Below are 26,959 nucleotides of genomic sequence, written 5' to 3'. Positions count from 1 at the left end.
GATCCCTAAAAAAACCAGAGATCTCTTCGACTTGTTCGGCATACCTTACCCAAAGAAGCAAATCAAAAATTAGAAACTATGATCTGCGGAGTTAGGGTTTTATCTGCCACAGCAAAATCAGTCATAAGACAGGACACTGCCGACGGGGACTGTCTCAGCCTGCGGGACTCACTCTCCGCGCTCGGCCAGCCAACGCTTAAGTCTCGGAAATATCCGTATGTCGCATTCGTCCCATCCGAGATTCTCAAGTTCACCTACGGTGCGCCATGATGCCTCGGTATGTTCTTCACTCACTGGCTCAGAGCCGTCGGTTATCTCACAGATAAAAACATGAAGTCTTATTCTGAAATCATCATAATCGTGCTCGATTATTCCGAGAGATGCCAGCACGGCTGCAGAAACATGAAGTTCCTCAGCCAGTTCCCTTACCACACATCTCCCGGCTGTTTCCCCGGGTTCAATTTTTCCGCCGGGAAATTCCCATTTTCCCGCCATGGACATACCCTTTCTGCGTCTGCCGCAGAAAAACTTTCCGTCCCGCAGAAGAAGCCCGGTGGTAACATCAAGAACAGGAAGTCCTGTTTTCACATTTTCCGGCTGTTCCTTTCCCTCTTCCGTCATCATTCCGCACGTACTGTTATTCATGGTTGTATTTCCGTTTTCATGATAAAATAATTCGGTGTTTTCCGGCATTTTACCATTTTACGCGTAACCTGCCAGAACAAATCCGGATCCACAAATTCACGCAATTCATTTCAGGCCCGGATGCAGCAGGAATACATTATCAGCATCCCTAATCTGAAAACAATCCGTCCAAAGAACAGTTTATGCAGAACATTATCGATATCAACCTCCAGATGACCGGTACCGGCCATAAGAAAAACATTAAGGATATCAACGGCTGTGCCTCCTCATTAATCATTGCCGAGCTGGCAAAGAATGAAGACAGAAACGTTTTGGTAGTAACACGAAACATTCAGGAGGCAACGGTTCTCGAACAGGAACTGATATATTTCATCGGAAAAGAAAGGGTATGGTATTTTCCGGATCCGGAAACTCTTCCGTACGACAGTTTTTCCCCGCATAAGGACATAATATCCAGACGACTGGAAATCATGTATCAGCTGACCTGCCGCAAGGGGCTGGTTGTCATAGTCAACATAACCACCCTGATGGGCAAACTGCCTCCTGTCGAATTCATTCTGCGTGAATCCTTTCTGATGAAAACCGGAGACAAGGTAGATATTCCGGCACTCAAAAAACGACTCACTGACGCCGGATACTACTCTGTACAGCAGGTTTTTGAACATGGAGAATTCACCACCAGAGGCTCAATCATCGACCTGTTTCCGATGGGTAGCAATCACCCGTACCGCATAGATTTCTTTGATGATGAAATCGACACCATCAGCATTTTTGACGTTGAAACTCAGAGATCCATAAAGACTGTTCCGGAAATCAAGCTACTGCCAGCACATGAATTTCCATTTGATGACAGTTCCATATCCCTGTTCCGTGCAAACTACAGGGAACAGTTTTCCACGTCAACCCTGCCTAATCACCTGATCTACCAGAGCGTATCAAAGCACAGCGTTCCTTCAGGCATTGAATACTACATGCCTCTGTTCTTTAAGGAAGAACCCGTAAGCCTCTTCAGTTACCTGCAGGAAAATGCGGTTCTGGTACTGATGGAGGATCTTACCCCGTCAGCAGAAGGTTTCTACCGTGACGTTACGGATCGTGCCGGAAGATTTCTGGGTAATCCTGAGCATCCGAGCCTGAAACCGGACATGCTTTTCCTTACCCTGGAAAAACTCAGGGCACAGGCAGCAGGATACGACACCTACCGTCTGTTCACCGACAGTGATGAAGCTCCGCGCAATGCGGTCAATGCGGGGACACAGAAGCTTCCGCCGCTCGCCTTAAATCAGTCGCTCGATGAGCCGTTTGAGCCTTTTATTGAATTTCTTAACGGTTTTAAGGGCAGAACACTGCTGACCGTTGAGACTGAAGGACGTAAATCCATCCTTTATGATTTACTGCATAACAGAATTAAGTATGCTGAAGCTGAATCTTTTGCCGAATTTCTGGAAGGCACGCAAAAGTTTGCCGTAACTGTAGCCCCCGTCAGTTCAGGAGCAATATTCAACGGCAAAATTGCCGTAATTACCGAAAATGAACTGCTGGGTACCGCCTCCGTCACCCGTCGCAGTCGCAGCAGACGCAACCGTAACTTCAATCAGGATGCGATAATCAAGAATCTGGCGGAGCTGAAAATAGGTGACAGAATCGTACATGAACAGTTCGGCATCGGGGCCTACGAAGGACTGAAGGTTCTGACAATTGACGGCATAAAAACAGAATTTGTGTCTCTTAACTATGCCGACGATGCAAAAATGTTTATTCCAATCACCTCACTCTATCTGCTTTCAAGATACAGCGGACCGGAGGAAGTAAAGCTTACAAAGCTCGGAACAGACGCTTGGAAGAAGGCTCGTGACCGTGCAGCCTCAAAAATCAGGGACGTGGCCGCCTCCCTTCTTGATATCTACGCCAAGAGAAAGATGAAACACGGCATTAAGTACACCATTGATAAGAGTGAATATGCCGATTTTGCCTCCGGATTTAAGTTTCAGCCGACAGAAGATCAGCAGAAGGCGATTGATTCCGTCATCAGCGACATGTGCAGTGACAAACCGATGGACAGACTTGTCTGCGGTGACGTGGGCTTCGGCAAAACGGAAGTGGCCATGCGTGCAGCCTTCATCGCCGCATCTTCAGGAAGACAGGTGGTTATTCTGGTTCCAACAACGCTGCTTGCCGATCAGCATTACGAAAGCTTCAGGGACAGATTTGCCAGAACTCCGCTGGTTATCGAATGCCTCAGCCGCTTTAATTCCTCCAAAACAGAAAAGGACATTCTCAACCGCATTGCCGACGGAAGTGCTGACATCATAATCGGCACGCACAAGCTTCTCGGAAAGAACATCAAGTATAAAAATCTGGGACTTCTCATCATTGATGAGGAACATCGCTTCGGAGTATCCCAGAAGGAGAAAATCAAGGAACTCAGAGCAGAGGTGGACATTCTGACAATGACCGCCACGCCGATTCCGAGAACGCTTAACATGTCATTAAGCGGTATCAGGGATCTGTCAATTATAGCCACACCTCCGGCAAAAAGACTCGCCGTCAGAACTTTCGTTCACGAAAACAGTGATTCAATCATCAGGGAAGCCATATCCCGCGAACTCAAGCGCGGCGGACAGTGCTATTATCTGCATAACGACGTAAAGAGCATCAACATTACGGCCGAAAAACTTGCCGAACTTGTTCCTGACGCAAAGATTGCGGTAGCACATGCCCAGATGCATCAGCACGAGCTCAGCAGAATTATGCATGACTTCTATCGTCAGCGCATCAATGTACTGGTCTGCTCAACCATTATAGAAACCGGACTTGATGTTCCAACTGCCAATACCATAATAATCGAAGGGGCTGACAGATTCGGTCTTGCACAGCTCCATCAGCTGCGCGGCCGCGTAGGACGCTCACACCACCAGGCATACGCCTACCTTCTGACTCCGCCTGCCGGATCTCTTTCCAATGATGCAAAGAAAAGGCTGGAAGCCATTTCCTCTCTTGAGGAACTCGGCTCAGGATTTATTCTTGCCAATCAGGATCTTGAAATACGCGGTGCCGGAGAAATTCTCGGTGACGAGCAGTCCGGACAGATAGAAGGCATCGGATTTAATCTCTACATGGACATGCTTGACGCTGCAGTCGAACAGCTGAGGGAAGGAAAGGAACCTACGCTTGAGAACATGAGTCATCATGAGGTCAGCATTGAACTGCACATACCGGCCCTCTTCCCTGAAACCTATATCTATGACATCAGCAGCAGACTTCAGCTGTACAAGAAACTTGCCTCATGCCATAACAACGAAGAGATTGATGACGTTCAGGCTGAAGTCGTAGACCGTTTCGGACCACTGAAACCGGAAGCCAGAAACATCATTACACTGACGAAATTAAAGCTTTTATCACAGAAATTGGGAGTAAAATCCATAGAAATGAACAGCAAATACGGTTCAATTGAATTTGGTGATAGAATACACGTTAATTTTGACTATCTCAGGTCTCTGGTTCTCGAACGCAGTAATGAATTCCGATTGGACGGTACGTCAAAACTGCGCATCGTTGAAAGCCGTCAGGAACCTGACGAAAGAATTAAACAAATACAAAACATACTGACAGAAATGGATGCTCATTATGAAAAATAAGCTGTTGAAAACTGCAGGCATTCTCCTGATGACCGCAATGACTCTGACTCAGGCGGAAGCATCATCCACTAAAGCGGCAGCAGTAACAGAAAACGCAGCAGGCAAGGCTGAAGTCTCCGGCGACAAGCAGATAAACGCCATGTCCCTGGCGGAAAAAAACTGCATGGCCATTCTCGGGCTCAGACTGGGAGACACCTACAAAAAGAAGACAACGGATCGTCGTGAGGCCAAAAGCGTCAGCGGCAACGACCTCTTTACCATTGTAGGAAACGCAGAAAGCGCTGATGACAATCTTTCATTCATCTGCAAGCTGGAATACAGCGGCGGCAGATTCAACATTACCGAGTTCAAACTGATGAGGGTAGTACCTCAGGAGAACGTAGACCCTGACGAAGTAAATACCCAGACGTTGGACGCTGACATTACGGGGAATCTTCCCGTTCCGAAATTAAATTAAGCTCATCCGGTTAAGAACACTCACACGGATTTGATGATAAAAGAAAAAAAAAGATTCGGCCGAACGGCCGAATCTTTTTTCATTAAAGAGTAAGTATGAATTTAAGCGATTAACCTAAAGAAGCGGCAACTTCATCACTCATTACGCCGTTGTGATAAACTTCCTGAACATCATCAAGATCTTCGAGGTAATCAACGAGCTTCATGAAGGTTTCGGCATGATCCATGTCAACGTCAGCATCGGTTGAAGCAACCATGGTTACCTGAGCATTGGAATGCTTGAGGCCTGCAGCTTCAACAGCATCAAGTACGGCACCGAAGTTTTCAGGGGTGGTATTGATTTCAATTGAACCGTCATCATTGGTGATAACGTCGTCAGCACCTGCTTCGAGCGCAACTTCCATGATCTGGTCTTCATCGCCTTCATCAAAAGTGATGATACCCTTCTTGGTGAAGAGGTAGGCAACTGAACCGCTGGTACCGAGGTTACCGCCGAACTTGGTAAAACCGTGACGAACGTCGGAAACGGTACGGTTACGGTTATCAGTCATGCATTCAACCATGAAGGCACTGCCGCAAGGACCGTAACCTTCATACACGATGGTTTCGAGTTCAACACCGTCACCGCCGCCGGTACCGCGTTCAATTGCTCTGTTTACGGTATCACGGGTCATGTTCTGTGATAATGCGCTGGCAACAGCTGCACGTAAACGAGGGTTGGCATTCTGATCACCGCCGCCGATACGGGCAGCAGTGGTGATTTCACGGATGAGCTTGGTAAATACTTTACCGCGCTTGGCATCCTGAGCGGCTTTACGGAAACGGATATTAGCCCATTTACTATGACCTGACATTTAATTTCTCCTGAATATCTCTTAATGCGGACCTTTTAAAAATCAGGGGATAACACCTAAAGGCCCGCCGAACAAAAAAATCTTTAATTATTCCTTAACGCTGATTGAAAGCTCGTTAAGTGCTTCATCCGCAGCGAAGCTTGGAGCATCCGTCATGAGACATGCTGCAGCAGTGGTCTTAGGGAATGCAATAACGTCACGGATATTATCGGTACCGGTAAGCAGCATGGTCAGACGGTCTAAACCGAATGCCAGACCTGCATGTGGAGGAGTACCGTACTTAAGAGCTTCAAGCAGGAAGCCGAATTTTTCCTTCTGTTCCTTATCATTTATGCCGAGAACAGAGAATACGGCCTGCTGCATTTCATTTCTGTGAATACGAACTGAACCGCCGCCTACTTCATAGCCGTTGATTACCATGTCGTACGCATCGGCATATACTGAGTACGGATCATTCTTAAGATCTTCCGGATTGGTGGTCTTAGGTGCGGTAAACGGATGATGCATTGCCGCAATTGAACCGTCCTGATTCTTTTCAAACATAGGGAAGTCAACAACCCATAAAGCCCTGAAGCCTTCACCTACAAGACCTAAGTCTCTTGCGGCCTTAAGTCTGAGAGCTCCGATTGCGGTTGATACTACAAGACCGTCGCTGTCGGCGCCGAAGAAAATGATGTCCCCTGCTGCGGCTCCGGTTCTGGAAAGAATGCCGTTAACAATGTCGTCATTAAGGAACTTGGCGATAGGAGACTGAACTCCGGCAACACCTTCATTTACGGCATTTACCTTCATCCATGCAAGGCCCTTTGCACCGTAAAGTGCAACGTGCTTGGTGTATTCATCAATAACCTTTCTGGTAGTCTTTTCGGCACCGCCCTGCATGCAGAGTGCTACGACACGGCCCTTAGGTGAATTTGCCGGACCGTTGAATACTGAGAACTCACAGTCCTTAACCAGATCGGCGATATCAACCATCTCAGCCTTGATGCGCAGATCCGGCTTATCAGAACCGTATCTTCTCATGGCTTCATCCCAGGTCATAACAGGGAACTTGCCGAGATCAACGTTAAGAATCTTCTTCCAGAGACCGGTAATCATCTCTTCCATGATTTCCTGAACGTCCTTGGCAGTCATGAATGAGGTTTCAACATCGATCTGAGTAAATTCAGGCTGACGGTCGGCTCTGAGGTCCTCGTCGCGGAAACACTTAACAATCTGGTAGTATCTGTCAAATCCTGACATCATGAGCAGCTGCTTGAAGAGCTGCGGAGACTGAGGCAGAGCGTAGAACTTACCGTGATGAATACGGCTTGGAACGAGATAGTCACGTGCTCCTTCCGGAGTTGCCTTTGTAAGCATTGGGGTTTCAACATCAAGGAAGTTGTGGCTGTCCATGAAGTTTCTAACGTAACTGGTAATTGCTGCACGAACCTTGAAACGTTCAAGCATCTCTGGACGTCTTAAGTCAATGTATCTGAACTTCAGACGGAGTTCTTCAGCATTTTCCTGGTTAAAGTCGAGCGGCAGAGGTTCTGAACGATTGATGATTTCAAGTTCGGTTGCCATTACTTCGACCTTACCGGTCTTCATGTTTGCATTAACCTGATTATCCGGTCTTGCCTTAACAATACCGGTAACCTTGATGCAGCACTCATTACGAAGCGTTGAAGCGAGTTCATGAGATTCCTTCTGGTCAGGATCGAAACAAACCTGAACGATACCGGCTCTGTCACGCATATCGATAAAAATAAGGCCACCTAAATCTCTGCGGCGATTTACCCAGCCGCATAATACAACCTTCTGCTCCAGCTGAGACTCACTAACGTCACCGCAATAAATTGAGCGCATAGACATAGAAATACCTCTTTCTCCCCTTCCTTATGCTGTCGGAAAGGTAAACAAAATTAGAATTCGGGAATAAAAAATAAAAGATCGGCGTATTATACAACAATCAGCGAAGATCTTACACACTTTTAGCAGAACAGATTTACCAAAAACCGGTTCAGCCTGAGTGCAGAAACATCAGAAGCAACAAACATGCCGCAAAATACAGCAGTATGACTGACAAAACGGGACCTGCCGAGACCTTGTTTCACGACTGCAGTAATACCGTCATGACGGTCCGCCCGAATATCCGAAATACCGGCCCCGATACACATATGTACATTCTTTAATTATTCAGATCTGCACAGGAATGTATTTTTTTCGAACAAACATCTCAATTCACCACAATCCGTTAAACATTAATGCAAAATTAGGTATAAAATGAATTGTTTTTATTTCCGATAAAAAACACGAAAAAATCAAGGTTCCGGACGGAGTCTGAAGTACTGATGCACGTTAAAAGACACTGACGGAAAAACGTCATGTCCGTGCGTTGTTCCGTTTTCCCTGTTTTTTCCGGAATCAGGACTGAAAAATGTCCTGTCCGAACATCAACACGGCACGTTTTTTCCAAAGGCCGGTTACGTGTTTCCTACAAGGTCGGAAAGAGTGCGGATGCACGAATATACAAATGTTTTTGCGGTTGGTTCAACAATAATCCAGCCGGAAGTTTAATATAATAAAATAAACTTTTATAATCATGTCAGACCGTTTACGGATGACGGGAATTTAGGTTATCTGGTTTCTGCCTGCAGGCTGAAATCGATGACGGCGGATTTACCATTTTGTTTTTCAGTTAATAAAACATAAGTAATCAAAAGTGTCACTATATTTACGCAGAGCATTAGAGCAGGCTTATCTGCAGAACTTAAAGAATAAAGAAATACAAACCATAGCGGTCTCTCACGATAATCAGGCCGAGGTTCGTAATGACTTCAATATTCTGTGCGAAAAAAAGGGAATCAGTAATCCGATAAAAATCCAGCTGACCCCTGAAGATTATTTTGCTCCACTGTCACCGATTCTTTATCTGATAAACGAACTGCTCTCCAGACACAAGATAGAACTTACTCAGGTGTCAAAGCTGCTGAAACTGGGCAAATTTGAGTCCAACATGCTCAATTCCATGCTGCAGAACCGTTTTGACATCAAAGAATACTACATGCCTTCTGACATCGAGTACATCAAGCTGCGAATCAGAAAGCACATTCAGACCCTGCTTCACCATCTTCTCAGCGGAAACGATCCGATTCCGGTATGCATCTGCAACCTGCAGTATGCCGGACCGAGCTCCATCAGATTTCTCATTGACATTCTGAAGACCAACACCGGAGATTCAACCTATATCTATTCAATCAGGGAACAGTCCCTGAATGAAATGCAGAAGAAGGCAATAAAACTGCGGGAAGAGCAGCGTCGCAGACGTTCAATGAACATGTTCTCCGCATATACGGACAACAATCAGGAAGAGGAACAGGAGCTTCTGGATTCTCCCAACTGCATTCTTCTTATTTCCTTCAATCCTGAAAATCTGCTCAATGCCACAACTCCTGCCAAATGGCTGGAAATTGAAGGAGACATAGAGCGCTATTTTGCCCTTATCCGCCCTGCTGATTCAGACTACAAGGGAACTCAGGCAGACAACTCCTGGCCGAAAATGAATTATCAGGCCAAGCCGATTCTGTCATTTGAAGACGCCGTTGAACGTTGCGGCATTCTCTTTAACTACCTATGCTATGACGAAGTGATTGAGATTGCCAACTCCCTGATTCAGGAAATAAGATTCAGCAAGGGCAGACGTTTCAAGAACGAGGAACTCATATACCACCTTCTGGGAAGAGCCAGACTCTACAAGCATGAATATGAGGATGCGCTGATAGCCTTTGACCTCATGTACGAAAAGGCTCAGTATAACAACAATACCGATGATGCCTGCAACTCGTACATAGAGCTTGCCTACACCCATATTTTCAGATCGGACTTCGAATCCGTTCTGCATTTTGCCGAGATGGCAGCCCATCTGGGTGAAATCAGCATGAACATGCGCCTAGTCGTAATTTCCAATTTCTGTCTGTTCGTTGCCTATGACCGTGCAGGCATAAAATACGGATATCACAACATCTGCACGCTGATTGACAATCTGGAAAAATTTGACCTGGTTAAGGAAGAGATTTACGTACTCCGCAACATCTTTGCCCAGGTATGTCTTGATCCGCAGAATCTGAACATGAACATTGCACTGGATATGTGCAACAAGGCCATAACCCTGGCAAGCAGAGCCGGAATAAAGCATGAAATCGCGGCTGCAAACCACTGCAAGGGCGTGGTGCTGTTCAGCCTCGGCAGATACCCGGACGCACTGCATGCATACAGACTTTCCGAGGAGCAGTACTATCAGATTGAGGTTCCGGTAGAGCTCACGCACGTATATAACTCCATCGGCTTCGTTCTCAATGAAACCGAGGACTACCCGAAGGCTCATGAATACTACATGAAGGCCCTGCGCAACTCCATAAATCTGAACGACTACTCGGAAATAACAATTACCATATACAATATTGCACAGCTGTACATGCTGAGCGGTCTGTTCAAGGAATCACTGTCAACTCTGGACATTCTTCAGGAAATACTGACCATCCTCAAGACAACCAGACTGCCGTTCCACAACATTCACCACATCTACCTGTCAAAGGCTCTGGTATATACCTACCTTGACAAGGTTAATCTGGCAGAACAGATGCTGAGAAGAAGTGCAAACATCAGCAATGACATTCCTCTCGTAGGCAGCGAACTGTTCCTCTACAACCTGATTCAGACAATTGTTCACGTAAAGAACAAGCAGAAAAAACAGGCTCTTGAACTTTTTGCACAGATTCGCAGCTTCCAGAAGCTCGGAACCCTGACGCCGAAGGAAAACATTCTGTTCTACATGACAGCCATGAAAATCTTCACTGAATACAATGATTACGAATCAAGATTCAGATATCTCAAGGAAGGTTATTCATACGCCATCAAGAATCAGCTGTTCAACAGCCAGAAGCTGATAATCAACTGCTGGAAACTTAACTTCAAGCCTTATGAAGGCTACTCCGTCATTGAAGTGCCTATGAACGAACTGAATCAGATCATTCAGCTCGTCAGACAGGAACACAAGGTCAACACCCTGTGGAAGCAGGTTCACGAAATGCGTCTGATTTCCATGCTGCACAACTTCAGCCTGAGCGTTGACTCATACAGACAGCTTGCAGCGGAAACACTGCGACTGCTGTCCTCACACTTCAACATAAACGGCGGCATGATTTACTTCGTTTCTCAGGAAAAGAACACCTCTTCACTGATATACGAATTCAACTCATCAAAGATTCAACCTAATTTCTCATTCAAAAAGATTGAGAAATTCATAAATTCCCACATAACCAAGGAATTTACTGAAATGACCGATATCACCATCGGCCCGGACAAGGTACACAGGGTGATGATTTACCCTCTCATTGACCGCACCGAGGTTTTCGGCCAGATGCTTCTGTTCAGCTTTGACAAGGCCTTGAGAAGCAATTATGAGGAGGAACATGATTCCATTACCATGATATCGCAGCAGCTTTCAAGCCAGCTCATCATGATTCTCCAGCGTAATGAACTCATCAAGGTAAGTACTACCGACATGCTCACGGGCCTGTATAACAGAATGGAGTTCAACCGCATTATTACCAAGCTTATTGCCAACCTGCCGGCAACAAGCAATATTGCGCTCGGTTTCATCGACCTTGATAACTTCAAGTACTACAACGACAATCTCGGTCACGAAATCGGCGACAAGCTGCTGGTATGGTTCGCCGAGCTGCTTAACAGTCTCAAGGGACAGAATGACATTGTGTGCCGCTGGGGCGGTGACGAATTCCTGTTCCTCATGAAGGACTGCAACGCTGACGAAGCGGAAAAACGCATGACCGTGGTTCTCAACACCCTGAAAAAGAAAAACGGCTACAAGAAGGAAATTGAAGAATTCCTGCACACCACGGTGGACAACCTTCCTGAGCGCTACTATCTGTCATGCTCCATCGGCGTTATGGACAGCAGCAGTCTGCCTAAACCGTTCACCGAATCGGATCTGCTTACAAATGCTGATGCTGCCCTGTATGAGGTTAAGCGAACCGGAAAGGGCAAGGTTCTTAACTTCAAGAACATGACCCATGAGGCCGACGGCGTAATCATGGAATCAAACAGGTAAATATCCGTCAACGGAAAGAAAAACATCCCGGACATGGAAAAGCATGACATGTAATCAGAAGGCCGGAGTCACGCAAAGAGACTCCGGCCTTCCTTCATCTTACCCAAATACCGTGAAGCTTTACCTGCGGCAATAAGGGAACTCAATCATCACCGACATGCCGGTCTACAGAATGTCACCTTCAAGATCATACTCATCACTTGCCGTAACTCTGACCTTTACAATGTCACCGACTCCGACCGGAGAGAAATTATCATTCTGATGGAGGAATATAACACCGTCAATCTCCGGAGCATCCCCCTTGGTTCGGCCCACGATGCCCTGTTCACTCACCTCATCGATAATGACATCAACATCGGAACCGATTTTGGCTTCCAAAAGTTCTGCCGAAATCTGCTGCTGAAGTGTCATGAATCGGTCATAACGTTCCTGCTTAACCTCTTCCGGAATCTGTCCCGGCAGCTCGTTGGCATCAGCGTTAAGGATATTACTGTAGGTAAAGCAGCCGACTCTGTTAAGTCTGGCTTCTCTGATAAAATCAAGAAGCTCGCTGAATTCCTCTTCGGTTTCACCCGGGAAACCGACTATAAAGGTTGAACGGATGGTCAGATCAGGACAGATGGAGCGCCACTTTCTGATGGTTTCCAGATGTCTTTCATGTGACCCTGGTCTTTTCATGAGACCGAGAATTCTCTTGTTGACATGCTGCATCGGAACATCCATGTACGGAAGAACCAGCCCTTCAGCCATCTGCTCAACCAGCTTTTCGACATGCGGATAAGGATAGGCATAATGAACGCGCTGCCACACTCCGAGTTTACCGAGTTCTCTGGTAAGTGCGTAAAGATCTCCGCGTTCATAATTTCTGAAGGCGGGATACTTTTTGTCAACACCGAATGCGGAGGTATCCTGAGCCACAACAAGAAGCTCCTTCACCCCTCTCTTAACATATGCTTCAGCCTGTTTCAGTATATATTCAGGAGAAAACGACTCCAGGTCTCCCCTGATTTTTGGAATAACACAGAAACTGCAGCGGTGTGAACATCCCTCGGAAATCTTCAGATACGCATAATGCGGAGGAGTGAGAAGAATTCCGCCTTCCGGAATTTTAAAAAGTGAACATGCACGGTGTTCCGGAAACAGTGCATTTATGTCGTGAAGCACCTGTCTCGGACTGTGCGGACCGCTCACGGCGGCAACCTGAGGATAATGTTCCAGAATATATTCCTTTCTCGGACCTAGGCATCCGGTCACAACAATCTTCTTGCAGTTTTCCAGAGCCTCACCGATGACATCCATGGATTCCGTAACTGATGACTCAATAAAACCGCATGTATTGATTACTACGGCATCAGCTCCCTCATAAGTATCACTGACCTCATATCCGGATTCCATCAAAAGAGTTATTATGTTCTGTGAATCAACGAGATTCTTAGGACAGCCCAGGGAAATAAAACCGATTTTTATGTTTGCAGAAGTCATATTTTGTACATCCTTTGTTTAGTCAGCCGCCATTATACATTAATTTGAAAATTTTCCTAAAAATACTCAGGCATCCGATCCTTCCGTTCACGTCATCAGCCCAAAATCGTATAACCTCAATGCCTGCAAACGGATGTATTTTTCGGTCAACAGGAGTAAAATATGCAAAAGTTTAAAAGAGGTCCATTATGATAAACAGTAAAATGTATGAACTCGGCTCACGTCGCAGTGTTATTAGAGAAATTTTCGAATACGGCAAAAAGAGAAAGGCTGAAATCGGCGAAGACAAAGTCTTCGACTTCAGTATCGGAAATCCAAGCGTTGAATCTCCTGAAGCGGTAACTGAACGAATCAGGGAACTTCTTGAGGTTCATCCTTCAACAGCCGTACACGGATACACCTCTGCTCAGGGCGATCCAAATGCCAGACAGGCAATTGCCGATGACCTGAACAGAAGATTCAACACTTCCTTCTCCGGCAACAACGTGTACCTTACCTGCGGTGCCGCAGCCTCACTGACCATTTCCCTCAGATCAATCATCGATGCCGACGATCAGAACGTAATGGTATTTGCTCCGTTCTTTACCGAATATCGCGTATTCATCGAATCAATGGGAGCACAGATCAAGGTGGTTCCGGCCTCTTTCCCTAAGCTTGACCTTAACCTTGATGCTTTTGAACGCATGATTAACGAAAAGACCGTTGCAGTTATCCTCAATTCTCCAAACAACCCTACCGGTGTTGTTTACAGTGAGGAACAGATTAAGGAACTGGCCGCAATCCTCGAAAAGAAGAGTCAGGAATACAACCACCCTATCTACATCATTTCCGATGAACCTTACCGTGAAATCACCTACGGCTGCAAGCCTCCGTTCATCACTCATTATTACCGCAACTCAATCATCTGCTACTCATACAGTAAAGGACTTTCACTCCCCGGTGAACGTATAGGCTACATCCTTGTACCCGATGTTATGCCTGACTGGCAGAAAATGTATGCCGCAGTCTGCGGTGCCGGCCGCTCACTCGGCTTTATATGCGCTCCTGCCATGTTCCAGCACGTTATTACCAAATGTGCTCCGCTGACTTCAGATCTTAGCAAGTATGCGGCAAACAGAGATCTCATCTATAACGGACTTTCTGAACTCGGATACGAATGCGTTCGTCCTGACGGAGCTTTCTACCTGTTTGTAAAGTGTCTTGAAGAAGATGCAAACAGCTTCTGCATGAGAGCAAGAAAGTACGACCTGTTACTTGTACCAAGCGATGACTTCGGCTGTCCCGGCTATGTACGTATTGCCTACTGCGTATCAGCCGAAACCATAAAAAATGCAATGTCTGCATTCAAGGCTCTGGCTGAAAGCTACAAATAGCAGTAAAGCTGACAACCAGCTCAGGATCTGCTTAAGTGCTGAAGACACTTAAGTTTATTTACGAAGGCCGATTTCAGACAGTGAAATCGGCCTTTCTTCATGGACATCCGAACCGAACGTCGTAAGTACACGGTTCTCCGGAAGAAACGTTACTGCGAACAGTCAAAATAAGCTGACATGTCATAAACCCCTGTTCCGTCAAAAAAACAATGATGCAATATTATCGTATTTATTACTTCACGGAACCAAAAATGATAAAATCAGCCAAAGCACTTCATAAGTGATATTTTTTTACATCTTAGTTGCCGCAGTCTTCTGATTTCGGGAGAAAAATACCGATAAAAAGACTGTCTCGGATTATTACTTTACCGGATTTATATATGAAACATATCGACTATCGTACCGAAGGCACCTGTGCCAAGATCATTTCCTTTGACATTGATGAAACCACTCATACTCTGGACAACGTTGTCTTTTTAGGAGGATGCCCGGGAAATTTAAAAATGATTTCAAAATTCGTTAAGGGCATGAAGGGCGAGGATGTTGTGGAAAAATGCTCAGGCAACACCTGCGGCAACAAACCAACCTCATGTGCGGATCAGCTTGCCAGAGCAGTGGCTTTTGCCCTGAACGGTCTTTAATCCGGAATACAGTTACTCAGCAGATGAAATTGGAAATAACCCCTTTTGTCAAATGGGCCGGAGGCAAAAAACAGCTTCTGGACAGACTCTGTGAAAGAATACCTGAAAACTGCAACAGATACTACGAACCCTTTATCGGCGGCGGTGCCGTACTGTTCGGATTTCAGCCTGAAAGAGCCGTCATTAACGACACCAATACTCAGCTTATAAACGTATACCGTCAGCTGAAGAATGATGCCGGTGCCGTAACCGAGGCTCTCAGAATTCTGGATGCGGAACCATGCAGCGCAGACATTTATCTTGAAAAACGCCGTATCTATAATGAAAAAATCAAGATGCAGAAGAACGATGCCGAATGCGCGGCACTCATGATCTGGATAAACAAGCACTGCTTTAACGGCCTTTACCGTGTAAATTCGAAAGGCCTCTTCAATGTCCCGTACAACAATAAGGTAACCGGTGCTTCTTTTGATGAGCAGAATCTTATTAACATAGGTAAGTATCTGCAGAATGCAGACGTGGACATTCGTTCCGGTGATTTTGAAGCCGCCTGTGAAGGCGTACAGAAGGGTGATTTTGTTTACTTTGACTCTCCCTACGTTCCGGTAAGCGATACGGCAAATTTTACCGATTATACAAAAGACGGTTTCTCCTGTGACGACCATGTAAGACTTGCGAGCCTTGCCCAGAAACTGACAGAGAAAGGCGTTAAGGTCATGCTCAGCAACCATGACGTTCCCATGGTTCACGAACTCTACTGGGGATTCAGGATTGAAAGCATTGACGTAAAAAGATCAATCAACCGTGATGCCTCCAAACGCACGGGCAGAGAAGTAATAATCACAAATTACTGATACCGACTGCTTCTGACGCACCTCTTCCCACAATTACGGCAGCAGAACATTCAAATGAAAATCCGGGCTTCTGCCCGGATTTTTTACTGATTTCATAATTTTATATGTAAGAAAAATATCGTTGGAAAAGTACGTCTGCGTGGTGGACTTTTCGTTATCCCTTTCCCATCTTCATACTTAAAACAGAATGAAACCGCAGATAAATACGTCCATTTTAAGACTGCATTTATCCGCGGCTTCCACCGGCCCCGCTGCAGCGGGGCCTTAAGAAAAAGCATTGCTTTCAGACATTACTTTTTCAGATCGCGACTCTCCAGTTTTACCTCATTACCGTCTTTCATGTTTTTAACGAAGATATCAAGCTGGTTGAACGCAATTTCAATATCATTCTTCTTGAATGTCTTAAAGATATCCGAATTTATTGAATCTATGCACGGATACCTGTCGGAAATCTTACTGGTATAGAGATAGAAATCAATATTCAGGTTGCTTTCACCGAAGTCCATGAAGTAGACCTTAGGATTAGGAACTTTAACCACGTACGGATTTCTTTCGGCAATTTCATAAAGAAGTGTCCTGACCTTATCAATATCGGAACCGTAGCCCACACCTATTTTGATAACTACTCTGGTCACGGTATCTCTCAGGGTCCAGTTGGTTAAGGCACTGGTTATGAGAGAACGGTTAGGAATTACGTATTCCTTGAGATCAAAATCCACGATGGTGGTTGCTCTGATCCTTATCTTTGAAACGGTACCGCTGTGATCATTTATGGTTATGATGTCACCAATTCTTACCGGTCTTTCAAACAGAATGATAAGACCGGATATAAAGTTGGCGAATATTTCCTGCAGACCGAAACCCAGACCTACGGATAACGCTGCTACAAGCCACTGTACCTTATCCCACCCTATGCCGAGACTTGAGGCACAGAACAGAACGCTGAATGCTATCAGCAGATATGAAATAATCGTGGTAACCGAATAGCTGTACTGCTGCAGGGATGCGAATCTGTTGAGGATAAATACCTGAATGGCACCCGGCAGATTCTTGACGAGAACCGTTGCCAGCACAATGTTATAGAACACCAGCATCAGGTCAAACAGAGTTATGGCCCTGCCGGCATCACCTGAACCAACCTTGTAAAGAATATAATTCTTCAGATAACTGGTTACGGTCAGCAGATCACCCCATATGCGGTACAGAATGATAACCAGAAGGAGTATGAATATGTTATCGATAATGCTGACGGCCTGTTCACTGATTTTGAACGTGTTCATTACCGATGACTTGTCAAAAATATAGTCATCAATGCTATCAAAGGTATCGGCATGTTCATCACTGCCGCCGTTTTCAGTTTCGGATTTCTTACGGCTCTGTTCAAGCTCCTCCATCTTCTGCCTTAATCTAATCTTGTTGCCGGCCACCTTAATGGTACGCTTTACAAGACTTCTGAGCAGATCGTAAATCAGGACGATGTACAGGGAAAAGATGAATTTTTCATAAATGCGCACGCTGGAATAATAATATCCGAGATAGGTAATTACCACCAGGGACACACAGGTGACAACGGCTATGGCAAGCACAAATCTCTTACGCAGCAGGAATTCCGGATTATTGTAGTTAACCGCAAACATGTACAGAAACTCGTACGCAAGATATGCCGAGAAAACCATGGTAATGAACTGCCCGAGATAATCGTCGGAAAACATCTTGGGATAGAAGGATCTCCATAAGACGATAACACCTATGAAGCAGATTACCGAAAATATTCTTATAAAGCTCTTGTGTATCTTCTTGTTATACGGGATGCCGAACAGCTTCTCATTTATGCCGTTTTCTGAGTATACCAGGCTGAAAAATATTGAAATGCCCACAAGTCCGGAAAGTGACAGCACCACATAGACCATGGCGCTGTAGATGTTCGCATTTTCCATGGACACATCGGAAAAACCCGTAATGCTTACTATTACGTAACCGATAATGAAGGTCATAACGGAGAATTTAAGGCTGCGCATCAGGTCAGCAAAAAGACATGTAAACGTGTCCATGTAGCCTGTCTTGGAGACCTTGTTGGCCACCTTGAGCAGTTCTTCCTTTTTGCGTCCGAGCAACCCGCCGAAATATGACACCATAAGATAAGTCAGCAGTGCAATTATGATATGCACAATACGTGACAGGGCAGGATATCTGACTGTAACGGCTCTGACGATCTTTTCATAAAAAAGCTCACCGTTGGCCCTCTTTTCCCTCAGATCCTTAAACCACCTCTTGGAGATGCGTGAATTTGACGGATTCCAGAACATGGCATTATCTGTTTTTAATCTCAGAGAATCCTGTATCTTTGTATAGTTCTCATGATTAATCTGCAGATTGATTGCATTTCTGGTGTAATTATTCAGCAGAGTGTTCAGCTCCTTGATGAGTTTTTCCCTTATGGTTATGTTTCTTTCCACAAGATCCTTCAGTTCAGGATTATTTTTAAAATCCTCGGCAAAATCAGTGTGTATCTGCCTGTTGAAGGCTTCAATATTATCCATCTTGGTTTTGTTGGTATACTGAAGCATCTGCCTTTCAGAGGTTCTGTCCAGGAAATTTTCAGGCATGCTGAATTTTTTATAAACGTTTGACGGATCCGACAGAATCTTTGCCAGATAGAAAGACCCTTTGAAATAATGAATCTGGTTGTCTATGTCCGAATCGAACTTTTTGGCCTCATCAATAAGCTGATTTAAGCGGTTGTTGTCTTCAGTTAACTCGTCGTTTTCCTCATTTACCTCTTCTATGAGACTCTGAAGTTCATTATTTTCCCTGGAAAGAATTGTAAGTGCAGGATGTTCGCCGGAGTTCCTGACGATCTCATCCACCATTTCCTTGGTTTCCTGAAGTTCCGTTTTTCTGAGTTCGTTCTGAATGACGTTAAGGCCATCGAGAAATCTGGTACATTCTTCCGCCGTTTCCTGCTTCAGGCCGAGGATGAATGTTATGTTCTTATATGAAATCTCACTGTTGTTAAGAACGAACTGAATAAAGTTAATCTCCGCCGTGTATCTTGCGTTGAGAGCCTTGAGACTCAGGGCTTTTGATTCATTGATTGAGGCATCAACCTCTTTGAGCTTTATATTGTTTTCAAGGATCAGGTTTGACAGTTCACCGACCTTTGCCGTCGAATCCTTGATATATGAACTTGAATTATCGTGGTATGTTTTAAACTTGTTGTATGAAGCGTTGAATTTGTCTCTGTTTGCGGTGTATTTTGCTATAAGCAGCACCAGATCCTGACCGGTTATGTTTTTAAGGCTGTTCCTGTCCTTCTCCAGCTCCTTGAAGAACTCATTATGCTCGGTCAGGAACTTATTGTTGTTAAGGTCAAGATTGACAAAACCTTCAAACCGCTTGAATTTTTCACTGCTCTCAACAATAATCTTATTGCTTTCGACAATGCTGAGATAATCTTCAAGACTCTCCTTTTCCTCAGAACCGATGGTTCCGTCCTTTTCCTTGACATTTAAAGCTTTTATTCTGTTTTCAATTTCCGTTACGGAAACACCGATTTTTGACGGATCATTTTCATCAATCTTCTCCACGACTGATGCCATTGCCACTGACGAAGCAAAAAGAAGAATACCGAGAAATGCAAATAACTTAAAAACTTTCATGATAACAGCTCATCAATCCTCTGACACACGAGTGATATTCTATCGGATTTAAACAATAAAATCATCATGCAGTAAACTGCAGAATTACTGTTCACGTCAACGATCCGTTTTTCAGCCTGAACGGCAACCTTTACCAATGGAACGGCGTAATGTTGACAAAGCCGTAAGTGACAACTAAAATTTCTTCATTTGATACATAAAACACTAATTATAAATCTCTTATAAAAGGCATCATGTATCGTCAATGATATTCAGATGTATTTATAAGAAACGCAAACTTAAAATTATTGAATAAATATCAAATCAGCTTTTTACAAAGACATTCAGGAAAATAAAAATGAAATACAAACTGATCAAATTCCTGGCTTTAGCAGTTGCCATGGTTCTAATCGGAAGAAAAGCATACCTGCTTTATATCAATCATACTGATTCCGGACTTGCCTATTACGCCAAAGAATCCATAAACGAAATGCTGGAGGAAAAAGGCAGTGACGTCAGGGTTAAAGAACTGAAAAATCTGGTAAAAATCGGTAATGAAAGTGACTGCCAGCAGTATTTTGACAGCAAACTCAAAAGCGGTGGAAAATGCTACGAAAGCATTGCTGTCCTGGAAAAGGACAACACTGAAATTCCCTTCTGCATTTACAGCGAGCGCCTGCAGCGCCACAAGACCTCATACATCTTCTTCAACCCGTGTAACCGGGAATAATCGTCAAGTCAGCCCGTACGGCCTATCCTGAACAACCTTATGCCGTTCCGGCTCAGTCCGACGGTACAGTAAAAAGTCCGCATGATCTGTTTAAAATCATGCGGACTTTCATTTATCTCCCCTCTCATACATACAGTTCCGTTTCGTGCATAAACCGCCACGGACAAACTTCGGGTTACGCAGACCGTGAAAAACCTCCTGTACGGGGTCTTTCTGGAATATTCAGTCACTCTGAACGGTATTTACAAATGTACAACAATTTCTACTGATGATATATTATCACTGCGCAGGAATCTGTCATATCCACAATACCTCAGCTGAACACTCATCCGGCAGGACCGAATGCTCATCCCGATGTATTGTCAGCCGTCAATTCTGTTTTAATTACTGATTTTTATTATTTTTGTACATGAAAAACATATATCCGCAGCAACTGATTTCAACAGATAATGCAGAAGAAGAATACCTTAATCTCATCCAGCTCTGCAGGGAACTGTCAATTACCTATGCCACCGGCCACAACTGGCTTAAGCTCGGTAAAATTACAAGGACGGAAAACGGCTTCAGCCGCAGTTACGTTGAACAGCTGAAAAAAAGTCTGCGTGAAAACGACAGTGTACTGAAAACAAGAAGAAACAAAAGACTTACAGGCGGACAGAAGCTTTACGTTGCCTATCTGCCTAAATATTCAGCCAACATAGAACCGGTGGCAAACATATCAAACCGCATAATAAACGATGAAATAGAAATAACGGAAGACCTTCTGCGCACAATCCTTGTAAGTGCGGCAGTAACAATGATCCGACAGCAGACCTCACCGGAAATAACCGAAGCGGTAAAAGCTGCGGAAAACAGCGGAAAACCGCTTCTTAAGGCTGTTCTTGAACGTCAGGTTAATCTCGGAAAATTCACCAAACTGCTGGAACCTCTGCTGCCTCATAACATCGCACAGGCTTTAATTGACACTGACAATTACCCGGAACTTTTCAATCAGAGATTTGTGCATGAAAACAGCAGCGACACTCTCGGTTTTCTGTACATTTCCTGCAGGAACATGGGACAGAGAAAAGCCCACGGCATTTACTACACTCCGACGGACATCGTCATGAAGGCCGTAAACAGCATTACGGAAACGGAAGATTACCGTAACAAGACATTCATCGATCCCTGCTGCGGTTCCGGAAACTTTCTGATGCAGCTGCCTGACGATATTCCGTTCAACAGCATTTACGGAAACGACATTGATGCCACGGCAATCATGCTTGCCAGAATAAGCATGGGGCTCAAATACCCTGAGGTTTCCGCAGAAATGCTTGAATCACACCTTGTGGTTTCAAACTACCTGACAAGCATCTTCAAAATAGGTGAATTCGACTGCATTATCGGCAATCCGCCATGGGGCAGCATTTTCACTGATGAAGAGGAAGAATTTATCCGCGACAACTTCATATGTGCAAAAAAATGCCGCCATCCTGAGTCCTTTGAACTGTTCATAGAAGAGTCCGTCAGAGAGCTCAAACCTGACGGGACACTGACGTTTGTTGTACCGGAATCACTGCTCAACGTGAAATCCCATCAAAACGCAAGAGAGCTTATCATGAGGGAAACCAACATCACGGGGATCGAATATCTCGGTGATGTGTTCGACGGAGTTCAGTGTCCGGCCATAATTCTCAGACTGAAAAAAACAGCTAAAGGCTTTAATACCAAAGGGCTTGTCATCAAAACCCCAAAAAGAAAATTCACGATTTCCAAAAAGCGTCCGGTTCAGGCGGAAAACTTCAGTTTCAATCTCACGGATGCGGAGTATGAAATCATCAGCCGCATGAACAGGAACGGAAAGCTGTCTCTTAAGGATAATGCCACATTTGCCATGGGCATTGTTACGGGAAACAATCGGGATCTTCTGTCCGCCGCCCCGCGCAGCGAACGCAGCGAGTGCATAATCTGCGGTACCGATATCCGTAAATACGGCTATACTGCCGGACTTAACTTTATTGAATTTACGCCCGCTAAATTTCAGCAGTGTGCTGACACGGCCTGCTACCGCGCACCTGAAAAGCTGATATACAGATTCATTAACAAACGTCTTATATTCGCTTACGACAACAGACAGGTTCTGACGCTTAACAGCGCAAACATCCTTATACCTGAACTTTCCGTTCTGGACATTTTCTGCGTGCTGGCGATCTTAAACTCAAGACCTGCGCAGTTCTACTTCAGTCAGAACTTTAACTCATGCAAGGTTCTGAGATCCCATCTTGAAGCGTTTCCCTTCCCGGAAATCAGCTCCGAGGATCAGGCCGTCATCAAACAGATGGCCCTGAAACTGACCGATGCGGAGAATCTCAGACCGGACTCCACCCCATATCTGGAAAAACAGGTTGTGGACGGTATGGAGAACACTGACCGTGAAGCCGTATACAACGAACTGGACAGACGCATAGCCACAATCTACGGTCTCACGGGAAAGCAGTATGCCGTAATTCTTGAAAGTACCGCAGGAGACAGTACTCCGTAAAATACTTACTCATCATAATCCTTGTGAACGGGGTATATCCGGCCGGATTTTGCCCCGTTTTTCGGCCTAAGACCATGTACACTGCTCATGTACACTGCTGAAAAAGGTTCAATGGAATCAAAAGACAAAAAGGTTTACCAAAACCATGTAAAACAGCGAAACAAACTGAATTAATTCCTACATTTTGTGAGACATTTGCCATACTCTTGTAAGAGTAAAACAGTTTTTAAATTTCGCCATATTTTCCGACCGAAACTCCGCAACCCCTGCAAACACGCGATTTACGTCAAAAAACAAAATTCAGTGTTCCTCTCATAATATTAAAAAGTGACATTAATCATTAAATTTTCATTTTCATATATATACAATAAATACAAGTCAAGGGAGACAGGATGTCACTGATTGCCAAGAGGCTGCCCCGGGGCTCAAAGGCAGGATGCCTGATAACAGGAAGTTTACAGGCAAGATGCCGGTTAGGAACACGGATGTTCCGTCTAATTATCATTAATCGAACGGATTCGGTTGAATATTAGGTTGAGAGTAAAAAAGATTAAAGACATGTCGGGACAGGATGTCCCGACATTTTTTTTGCATCACATAAATTATACCGACAGCCTTCCGCCGCACTGATGCGACTGCGTATGACAATATTCTTTTTTATCAAAATCTTACCCAAAAAGCGCAGTAATGTTTACCTTCATAAAATTATCCTTAATATGGTTCTTTTCATCATGAAAAATAATATATTTTTGAATTCATGGAGCCGTCAAAACGGCAACATCCTACACATTTGTGAGACATTTGCCATAAGAATGTAAGCATAATAAAAAACGTAATCATTGACTTTTTTAACATGTAAAATTCCAAAACCCCTTTATTTTCAATGCTTATACACATGTCTCACAAGGCTTACAAAATTTTAATACAAGCTTTTTGTTGATCCAGATCAATTATTTATAAATCATGAATCTCTAGAATAACAATTGTTGAGGGAGACAAGGATGTCTCAAAGCAAGATGCAACCTCGAACACTTTCGGTTACGGATGAGATACAGGATGTATTCATGGCGTGACTGAGGAACAAGGATGTTCCGAATGCACCGCTTGATTTTACACGGATGTAAAAGACAGAGCGACGATTTTAAAACACACACATGTAAGTCACAAGGTTCGAAAGTTCATGATGAATTTTTTTTCGAACCTTCTTTTTTTTCTGTTTATTATTTTTTCACTGTCATCAGAGCTTTCCGCATTTTTGCTTTTAATCCATCTCCGAAATAACCAAAAGGTCAGTATGCATCTAAACTGTTTCGTCCAGCATGGTATCCGTAAAGTTTTTCCTGTGCAGTTACCATGATAATTCTTTCTTCTGCATTTACAGGCATTTTATCGGGATTCTGCGCCATTATTCATGCTTACTGCAGCCACAGACGTCAACCGTATACCCAGGACTGAAACTACTGATTTCATCTCCACTCCGGGCATATCCAGACACTGCAAAAACGCCCATTTATAACGCCGTCTTACACAATATCGCACATATTTGTAAGACATTACCCAATAAAATGTGAGCATTAAAAAAATCATAATTATACGCATACAGAAACAGGATTTGTCGGAAGCCTTTATTTTCAAGGCCTCCGGCATTTTTTACAAGTCTCACAAAGGCTTACATGCCCATATAATGTGATACAGTTCAATATTTTGAACAACCTTAATTTTTACAATTACAGGTGTTGAGGGAAACAAGGATGTTTCAGTGCCTCACACCTTCCGGCTCAGTCGTCATACATGGATGTAAGCGAATCGGGCCTGGGAACAGGATGTTCCTTTCTTCAGAGCTTATTTTTTACAGGACGTAAAAACGGGCAATGATTTTTAAAGTACACACATGCAATGTTTGTGGGTTCGAATATTAAAGGTACCTTTAATTTCGAACCTTTTTTTTGCATTACGCGCCCGAAACCACGCCATATATCCAGTTCATTCGTTCCTGACTGATACTTACCTTCCACACCATACCGGATGTTGCGGAAAAGACTCCTCGCGCATTACGCGCCCGATTTTTGCGGATTATCGCACCGATGACGTAAACAATGATGGAATATATCAATAAAAATAACTGATTTCGTACAAAACATCGTAACAGTGCAGGCGTGTCGCACATTCGGCAAATCTGCTGATTACGTTTTGCGTAAATACCCATTCTTTGAAGAATGTGGGATTCCGAACGTCACATGTCGGTCAGAGTTAAAGGAAAGACCATGACTGTGGGAAAGATCGTAGGAGGAGAGCTTACAGGTACAATTGAATGGACTGAGAAGTTCTTGAGTCAGTATCCAATCCTTGAAAAGCTCAAAACAACAAGGGTTATTGATAAGGTAAAATCAAAAGGCAGGTTTACCCGTTACAAATCACAGGCTGACGATATGGATGATAATTCCCTGTTCATACGAAGAGCGACTTCTCTTAAAGTGTTGCATGCCGGAGCAACGTGGCTGCTTGATCAGATTGTTGCATCAACACCTTTATCAAGGGCGTTAAGCCAAACATTTGACAGATACTATGGTTTTCAGAAGCTGTTGTCACTGGCCTATTTCAAAACAATTGAACCGGACAAAGCGATGTATCTTTATGAAGACTTTGCCTCAAGTACCCGACTCCCGTTCCACAGACCTTTGAGTATCAGCAGTATAACTAAATTCCTTCAGCATATAGACGAGGATAGAATCGACAGTTTTCTGAAAAAACTTAATGAGTACTGCATAGAAGAGGAGGAAAAATCCCAAGAGAATGTTTACTATGCTTTGGATTCCACCTCCATTTCAACTTGTTCAGATGCTCTTGATTACGCTGAATGGGGACATAACAAGGACGGAGATAATCTAAAACAGATTAACGTGGTCATGCTGGTTAATCAGCGTACCGGTTGTCCTCTTTACTACAGACACTATGCCGGAGCCACACCTGACGTATCCACCGTAAACCATCTGCTTAAAGAATATGCCAGAATGGGAATTAATCGCAGGGCTATAATTGTGGCAGACAAGGGATATGGCTCAGTTAAAAATATACACAAGCTGTATCAGGACAATCAAAGCTTTATCCTTAACATGAAGACCAACTTCAGTATATGCAAAAATCTGATAGTCAATAATCTTTCCTATCTGCTTGATGACTGCAGTTACAACAGAAAACTGGAACAGAATGTCATGACTGAAGAGATTTACTGGAGTTATCCCGGCAACTTCAACAAAGACACTAAAAGATGCCGACATGAGAAAGGCAGAATGTATGTCCACATATACCTTGACCATAACATCAGAAATGATGCCGACGATCTCTTTCGAGCCAGAATAGCAGAGCTGTTGGACAAGCAAAAGGCCGGGATTGAACCCTTAACTCAGGATGAGGAAGAATTCGTTTCAACCTATGTCACCAAAGATTCTAAAGGAAGGAATGTAATCAACAATGTCAAAAAGACTGAATACATGTTATGCAAGGGAATCAGAATTCTTCTGTCTGACATAATAAAAGATCCTGTAGAAGCTTCACGCGCCTACACCGAACGTAACGAGGTTGAAGAGAGTTTCAGGAAATTAAAGGATTTCACGGGGGCAAAAAGACTGCATGTATCCTCATCAAAAACCCTACCCGGCAAGATTTTTGTACACTTCCTTTCATGCAGCATTCTCTGCATGTTAAGACATCGCATTCATACTGCCGAAGCAAAAGGTATTCAGTTACCTTACGATTCGATACCAAAGATAATGTCTTCACTGTCTAACATTACTCAGACTGTATTTCCTGAAGGCGGTTATTTCTCTGAAATTGTCGGGAAGAAGAAAGAACTGTATGAAGGATTAGATATTCCGTTACCAGAGCCTGAAACAAATATAGAGTATGAGGAAGATTCTGCAGTAGAGTCTGAAGAATAAATAGAAATCCCCAACTCTAACTTAAGTTGGGGATTTTGACTTAACCCATAGTTACAGAAATTTGTTCAAAATATGGG

The 26,959-nt window shown here is 44.1% G+C and carries 14 protein-coding genes; 9 read left to right on the top strand and 5 right to left on the bottom strand.

Features of this window, described 5'->3' with window-relative positions; genetic code table 11:
• Positions 1-168: 168 nt before the first annotated feature.
• A complete protein-coding gene (locus tag QZU58_RS06510) occupies positions 169-645 on the bottom strand; it encodes a (deoxy)nucleoside triphosphate pyrophosphohydrolase (protein WP_294460817.1) in 477 nt (158 codons plus the stop codon).
• A 182-nt stretch (positions 646-827) separates the two neighbouring features.
• Here QZU58_RS06510 and mfd point away from each other — a divergent pair, with 182 nt between their 5' ends.
• Together mfd and QZU58_RS06500 are read left to right on the top strand one after the other, a co-directional pair.
• Positions 828-4,283, top strand: a complete 3,456-nt coding sequence (mfd, locus tag QZU58_RS06505) for a transcription-repair coupling factor (protein WP_294495762.1) — start codon at positions 828-830, stop codon at positions 4,281-4,283.
• Entirely contained in the window at positions 4,273-4,740 is a 468-nt protein-coding gene (locus QZU58_RS06500; RefSeq protein ID WP_294495761.1) for a hypothetical protein, read from the top strand. Before mfd ends, QZU58_RS06500 begins: the two co-directional genes overlap by 11 nt.
• Before the next feature lie 109 nt (positions 4,741-4,849).
• On the opposite strand, the gene QZU58_RS06495 is transcribed toward QZU58_RS06500, so the two are convergent.
• Both QZU58_RS06495 and aspS read right to left on the bottom strand, forming a co-directional pair.
• Entirely contained in the window at positions 4,850-5,593 is a 744-nt protein-coding gene (locus tag QZU58_RS06495; RefSeq protein WP_294460826.1) for a YebC/PmpR family DNA-binding transcriptional regulator, read from the bottom strand.
• Between the two features lie 87 nt (positions 5,594-5,680).
• Positions 5,681-7,441 (bottom strand): aspartate--tRNA ligase, encoded by a 1,761-nt coding sequence (gene aspS / locus QZU58_RS06490; protein ID WP_294495763.1) that lies wholly within the window; start codon positions 7,439-7,441, stop codon positions 5,681-5,683.
• Positions 7,442-8,297: 856 nt separating this feature from the next.
• Here aspS and QZU58_RS06485 point away from each other — a divergent pair.
• On the top strand, positions 8,298-11,705 hold the full coding sequence (locus QZU58_RS06485; protein WP_294460831.1) for a tetratricopeptide repeat-containing diguanylate cyclase: 3,408 nt from the start codon (positions 8,298-8,300) through the stop codon (positions 11,703-11,705).
• A 165-nt stretch (positions 11,706-11,870) separates the two neighbouring features.
• Here QZU58_RS06485 and rimO read toward each other — a convergent pair whose 3' ends face one another.
• Entirely contained in the window at positions 11,871-13,187 is a 1,317-nt protein-coding gene (gene rimO / locus QZU58_RS06480; RefSeq protein WP_294495760.1) for a 30S ribosomal protein S12 methylthiotransferase RimO, read from the bottom strand.
• Positions 13,188-13,375: 188 nt separating this feature from the next.
• On the opposite strand from rimO, the gene QZU58_RS06475 reads away from it, so the two are divergent.
• From QZU58_RS06475 to QZU58_RS06465, 3 genes are all read left to right on the top strand, one after another.
• Complete coding sequence (locus QZU58_RS06475) at positions 13,376-14,560, top strand: pyridoxal phosphate-dependent aminotransferase (protein WP_294495759.1); 1,185 nt, start codon at positions 13,376-13,378, stop codon at positions 14,558-14,560.
• Between the two features lie 380 nt (positions 14,561-14,940).
• Entirely contained in the window at positions 14,941-15,201 is a 261-nt protein-coding gene (locus QZU58_RS06470) for a TIGR03905 family TSCPD domain-containing protein (protein ID WP_294463017.1), read from the top strand.
• A gap of 23 nt (positions 15,202-15,224) precedes the next feature.
• Positions 15,225-16,055 (top strand): DNA adenine methylase, encoded by an 831-nt coding sequence (locus QZU58_RS06465; protein ID WP_294495758.1) that lies wholly within the window; start codon positions 15,225-15,227, stop codon positions 16,053-16,055.
• Positions 16,056-16,345: 290 nt separating this feature from the next.
• On the opposite strand, the gene QZU58_RS06460 is transcribed toward QZU58_RS06465, so the two are convergent.
• Positions 16,346-19,714: a mechanosensitive ion channel domain-containing protein gene (locus tag QZU58_RS06460; protein WP_294495757.1), complete on the bottom strand. Its 3,369-nt coding sequence runs from the start codon at positions 19,712-19,714 to the stop codon at positions 16,346-16,348.
• Between the two features lie 337 nt (positions 19,715-20,051).
• Between QZU58_RS06460 and QZU58_RS06455 the strand changes: the two genes are divergently transcribed.
• From QZU58_RS06455 to QZU58_RS06445, 3 genes are all read left to right on the top strand, one after another.
• The gene (locus tag QZU58_RS06455) at positions 20,052-20,423 is read left to right on the top strand and encodes a hypothetical protein (RefSeq protein WP_294495756.1); all 372 of its coding nucleotides are present in this window, start codon (positions 20,052-20,054) and stop codon (positions 20,421-20,423) included.
• 409 nt (positions 20,424-20,832) lie between these two features.
• Positions 20,833-22,944, top strand: coding sequence for a TaqI-like C-terminal specificity domain-containing protein (locus QZU58_RS06450; protein WP_294495755.1), 2,112 nt, complete (start codon positions 20,833-20,835; stop codon positions 22,942-22,944).
• A gap of 2,264 nt (positions 22,945-25,208) precedes the next feature.
• Positions 25,209-26,882, top strand: a complete 1,674-nt coding sequence (locus QZU58_RS06445; RefSeq protein WP_294495754.1) for a transposase — start codon at positions 25,209-25,211, stop codon at positions 26,880-26,882.
• Positions 26,883-26,959: the final 77 nt, after the last annotated feature.

It is taken from the genome of uncultured Ruminobacter sp. (assembly GCA_902764345.1).
Taxonomy (GTDB): domain Bacteria; phylum Pseudomonadota; class Gammaproteobacteria; order Enterobacterales; family Succinivibrionaceae; genus Ruminobacter.
This window is presented reverse-complemented; position numbering and strand designations above follow the sequence as displayed.